The sequence below is a fragment of the Candidatus Neomarinimicrobiota bacterium genome (genome assembly GCA_017656425.1).
Lineage (GTDB): Bacteria > Fidelibacterota > UBA2242 > UBA2242 > B5-G15 > JACDNV01.
Map to the genome: position 1 here is coordinate 1 of JACDNV010000047.1, position 1,251 is coordinate 1,251.

At 36.7% G+C, this 1,251-nt stretch carries 1 protein-coding gene; it reads left to right on the forward strand.

The genetic code is table 11. From position 1 onward, the window contains the following. Window positions 1-88: 88 nt before the first annotated feature. The coding region (locus H0Z29_12155; protein ID MBO8132237.1) for an ISLre2 family transposase at window positions 89-1,251 on the forward strand (1,163 nt) is incomplete at its 3' end.

Here is a 1,251-nt window from a genome sequence, read left to right on the forward strand (position 1 = left end):
TTGGACAAATTTCGGTAAAAAATAGAAAAGAGGCTCCCTTTTTGTTAAAATGTTTTTGTCCAAAAACAACAAAAAGGAGGGAGCCTCTTTGGAAAATATTATACAACAATTTGCGGAAAATATCATCCCGGAATTAGAAGTAACTTTGGAAGAGATTTACTTAAAGAATGATGGAGGTCTGTCGAAACTAACAAGAGTAATAAAAAAGCATATTGATAATTTAGGTCAAGCAATCATGAAATATACACTGGAGGAATTGGATCAGGCCATAAAAGAATCTCAAGAAAGAAAAAAGAGATGGGTTGTACAGCGCTCATCAGACGAAAAGACCATCATAACAGAGTTTGGGGAAGTCAAATATACCAGGACCTACTACAAATCGAAAATTGATGGCAGTTATGCTTACCTGGTAGATAAATATATGGGTATGGAACCTCACCAGAGGATAGATAAGAACCTGGAGTCAAAGCTAATTGATTTAGCCAGCAACTATTCTTATGCCAAAAGTGCAAAGCTGGCGGTAAAAGAAGTACAGTTAAGTCGCCAGACAGTAATGAACAAGAGCAGGAAACTGGAAAGGATAAAGTATAAAAAGCAAAGTGAGGAGAAAAAAGAAGTAGCAATTCTCTATGTAGAAGCAGATGAGGACCATATATCATTGCAAGATGGTAAAAAGACAATATCAAAGTTAGTATATGTGCATGAAGGATATGAACAAGGCCAGGGCAGAAACAAGCTAAAGAATGTGCACTATTTTTCAGGGATATACAGTAATCCAGAGGACTTATGGTTGGAGGTAGCGGATTATATAGAAGAAAATTATGATACTGACAAGATTAAAAAGGTTTTTTTATCGGGAGATGGAGCTGGATGGATCAAAGAAGGATTAAACTGGCTGCCCAAAGCAAAGTATGTACTGGATAAATACCACCTAAACAAATATGTATTAAAAGCTACAGGGCATGTACCGAAATTAAGATTTGAGTTATGGGGAGGAATAAATACTCTGGATAAAACAAAGGTAAAAAGAGTATTTAAAAAGATTATGAAGAAAACTGAAGCCGAAAGCAAGATCAAAGCAGTAAGGAAAAGCCGCCAATATATTTTAAAAAATTGGGCTGGGATAGAGGCATATATGAAAGATAAAGATGCTATAGGATGCAGTGCAGAAGGCCATGTAAGCCATGTGTTAGCTGATAGATTAAGCAGCAGGCCCAGAGGCTGGAGCAAAATAGGAGCAGATCAGATGTC